This window comes from Haloparvum sedimenti (assembly GCF_001462205.1).
GTDB classification, from domain to species: Archaea; Halobacteriota; Halobacteria; order Halobacteriales; family Haloferacaceae; genus Haloparvum; species Haloparvum sedimenti.
The window spans coordinates 94,063-97,712 of sequence record NZ_LKIR01000139.1 but is presented as its reverse complement, the minus strand read 5'-3'; the positions used below and the strand labels follow the sequence as shown (position 1 = coordinate 97,712).

3 protein-coding genes and 1 pseudogene are annotated in these 3,650 nt (G+C 69.5%); all 4 read left to right on the top strand.

Annotation, left to right across the window (positions count from 1 at the left end; translation table 11 throughout):
- A pseudogene (locus AN233_RS14090) lies at positions 1-1,025 on the top strand (elongation factor EF-2); the annotation flags it as partial.
- Between the two features lie 600 nt (positions 1,026-1,625).
- Positions 1,626-2,204, top strand: coding sequence for a hypothetical protein (locus tag AN233_RS14085; protein ID WP_058367406.1), 579 nt, complete (start codon positions 1,626-1,628; stop codon positions 2,202-2,204).
- A complete protein-coding gene (locus AN233_RS14080) occupies positions 2,201-3,169 on the top strand; it encodes a homoserine dehydrogenase (protein WP_058367405.1) in 969 nt (322 codons plus the stop codon). Before AN233_RS14085 ends, AN233_RS14080 begins: the two co-directional genes overlap by 4 nt.
- 214 nt (positions 3,170-3,383) lie before the next feature.
- A partial coding sequence (locus AN233_RS18145) for a GTP-binding protein (protein WP_245626080.1) occupies positions 3,384-3,650 on the top strand: 267 nt, incomplete at its 3' end.

Genomic DNA, 3,650 nt, shown 5'->3' with positions numbered 1-3,650 from the left:
CCGAGCCGGTCATCACGAAGTCCGTCGAGGCGAAGAACATGGACGACCTGCCGAAGCTCATCGAGACGCTCCAGCAGGTCGCCAAGGAGGACCCGACGATCCAGATCGAGATCAACGAGGACACGGGCGAGCACCTCATCTCCGGGCAGGGCGAGCTCCACCTCGAAGTGATCACCCAGCGCATCCGCGACAACCAGGGCATCCCGGTCATCACCGGCGAGCCCATCGTCGTGTTCCGCGAGCAGCCCCAGCAGCAGTCCCGCGAGGTCGAGGGGCAGTCGCCGAACCGCCACAACAAGTTCTACATCACGGTCGAGCCCCTCTCGGAGGACATCGTCGACGCGATCCAGCTCGGCGAGGTCTCGATGGACATGCCCGAACTGGAGCGCCGCGAAGCGCTGCAGGAGGCCGGCATGGACAAGGACACCTCCCAGAACGTGGAGGACATCCACCGGACCAACATCCTCATCGACGACACGAAGGGGATTCAGCACCTCAACGAGACGATGGAGCTCGTCCTCGAAGGCCTGCAGGAGGCCCTCGACGACGGCCCGCTCGCGGCCGAGCCGGTCCAGGGCGCCCTGTTCCGCCTCCACGACGCGAAGCTCCACGAGGACACCATCCACCGCGGTCCCGCGCAGGTCATCCCGGCGGTCCGCGACGCGGTCCACCGCGCGCTGATCGACGGCGAGGTCCGCCTGCTCGAGCCGATTCAGGACGTCCGCATCGACGTGCCCTCCGAGCACATGGGCGCCGCCTCCGGCGAGATTCAGGGTCGCCGCGGCCGCGTCGACGACATGTACCAGGAAGGCGACCTCATGGTCGTCGAGGGCATCGCGCCCGTCGAGGAGATGATCGGGTTCTCCTCCGACATCCGCTCCGCGACCGAGGGTCGCGCCTCCTGGAACACGGAGAACGCCGGCTTCCGCGTCATGGCCGACAACCTCCAGCGCGAGCAGATCATGGACATCCGCGAGCGCAAGGGCATGAAGCTCGAGCTGCCGCAGTCCATCGACTACATCTAGAGTCGACCTTTTTCTGCGTCGGGTCGCGCCGGGGCTTCGCCCCGGCTTGACCGCTCCCTTGAAAAATGTCGATCAAAAAGGGGCCGCGGTCGGCGCCACGGGCGCTTCGCGCCCTCGCACCGCCGCGGTTCCTCGTGCTCGACCACACAGCACCGCAACCGCCCAGCACCGCAACCGCCCAGCACCGCAACCGCCCGGCACCGCGCCCGCAGGTACGGAAAAGCTCCCGCGCGACGCTCACCGTCGATCGGTTCGGACAGAACGGCGTTTCTTGAGCGGTCCTCTCAGATTCGCGTTTCGTCGCCGTTCGCCGTTGTGGGCCCGCCGTGACCGCCATTCCTCGAGGTCGTGGTGGGACCGAGCCGACCGCGTGTGTGACCGATCTTCGGGGGAGGCAACGCATGCCCAGGTCGAAGGTTTATCCCGCCTGCCGTCCGACGGTTCGAGTATGCACACGGGCACGACTCCCGTTCGGTGCGTCGGCACGGAGCCAACGAGCGACCGCTCCGCGCCGACAACAACAGGAACGCGTGCCCGCCGGCCCGCCCGGCACGGACGGCGCGGACCGCTTCGACCGACGCTCCCCCCGGAGGTGGCGGCGTGAGCGCCGACGGCTCCGAGGTCGCTGAGCGCGGTCGTGACGCCGAAACGGACGGCGGGCGGGCGTCCGTCTCGACGCACACCGTCCGACTGGAGCTCGTCGACGAGCCCGGACAGCTGCTGGCCGCGCTCCACCCGATCGCCGACAACGGCGGAAACCTGCTGTCCATCTACCACGAGCGGGGCAACAAGACCCCGCGCGGGCACATCCCCGTCGAAGTGGACTTCGAGGCGACCGAGGAGCGCTTCGAGGGCATCGTCGACGCGTTGCGCGCCGAGGGGATCAACGTGATGCAGGCCGGCACGGAGCGGTACGCCGAGGAGCTCGTCCTGCTCCTGGTCGGCCACATCATCGACACCGACCTCTCGGACACGCTCAAGCGCATCGAGGAGTGCGCGTCCGCCTCGGTCGCGGACGTGTCGCTCGCGGCGCCGAAAGGGACCGAGGAGGCATCCAGCGCGCGCCTCCGGCTCCAGACTCGGGCCGGGGAGACGACCGCGGCGCTGGAGGCGGTCCGGTCGGTCGCGGACGAGAAGGGCTTACACGTCGTGGAGCCGCTCGCGGGGGGTGAGGCGTGAGACTCGCCGTCCTCGGCTGCGGCGCCGTGGGGCGCTCGGTCGCCGAACTCGCGGGCGATTACGGCCACGAGGTCGTCGCCCTCGCCGACTCGCGGGGCGCAGCGGTCGACGAGGACGGCCTCGCCGTGGCGGACGTTCTCGCCGAGAAGGACGAGACCGGCGTCGTGGGGGACGGCGATCCGGCGGACGCGCTCGCGGCCGACTACGACGCGCTCGTGGAGGCGACGCCGACGACGCTCGGCGACGCGGAACCGGGCTTCTCGCACGTCCGTACGGCGCTGGAGCGCGACCGGCACGCCGTCCTCGCGAACAAGGGGCCGGTCGCCGAGCGGTTCCGCGAGCTGGCGGCGCTCGAGGCCGACTCCGGAGGATCGGTTCGGTTCGAGGCGACGGTCGGCGGCGCCATCCCCATCGTCTCCACGGTCGAGGACTGCGGCCCCGCACACGTCACCGCCGCGCGCGGCGTGCTCAACGGCACCGCGAACTTCATCCTGAGCCGGATGGCGGCGGAGGGGCTCGACTACGAGCACGTCCTCGCCGAGGCGCAGGATCTGGGCGTCGCGGAGGCGGACCCCACCTTCGACGTGGACGGCACGGACGCGGCGCTGAAGTGCGTCATCCTCGCGAACGTGCTCTCGTTCGGTGCGGTCGACGACCCGGCCGACGCCGACGACTTCGCGCTCGCGGACGCCGAGGTCGAGGGGATCCGGAACGTCCCCGGGAGCGCGCTGGAGCTCGCGGCCGAGGACGGCCGCACCGTCCGGCTGGTGGGCGAGGCGACCCGCGAGGGCGTCCGCGTCGGGCCGCGACTCGTTCCCGAGAACGGAACGCTCGCGGTGACGGGGACCCAGAACATCGTCCAGATCGAGACGAGCCACGCCGGCCGGCTGAACGTCTCCGGCCGCGGCGCGGGCGGCCCCGAAACCGCGAGCGCGGTCCTCGCGGACGTGGGTCGGCTGGAGTAGGGCGGTCGGTGCGGAGTCGCGGCTCGCGCGCACCCTCGATCGGGCGGCTCTCTCCCGATTCTGCCGTCGCGACGGGGACGCGTTTGCCGGCATCGTGTGTCGTGTTGGCATAAACCGCCAGACGTGGCCGGGATGGGCTGTGGTGCGTATCGAAACCGTTTTAGTGGAATCAACCGAAAACATCCTCACAGAGCGCCTTAGCGCGTGATTACCCATGAGTGACAAACCGCACCAGAATCTGGCCATTATCGGCCACGTCGACCACGGCAAGAGTACGCTCGTGGGCCGACTCCTCTACGAGACGGGGAGCGTCCCCGAGCACGTCATCGAGCAGCACCGCGAAGAAGCCGAAGAGAAGGGCAAGGGCGGCTTCGAGTTCGCCTACGTGATGGACAACCTCGCCGAGGAGCGCGAGCGTGGTGTCACCATCGACATCGCCCACCAGGAGTTCGACACCGACGAGTACTACTTCACCATCGTC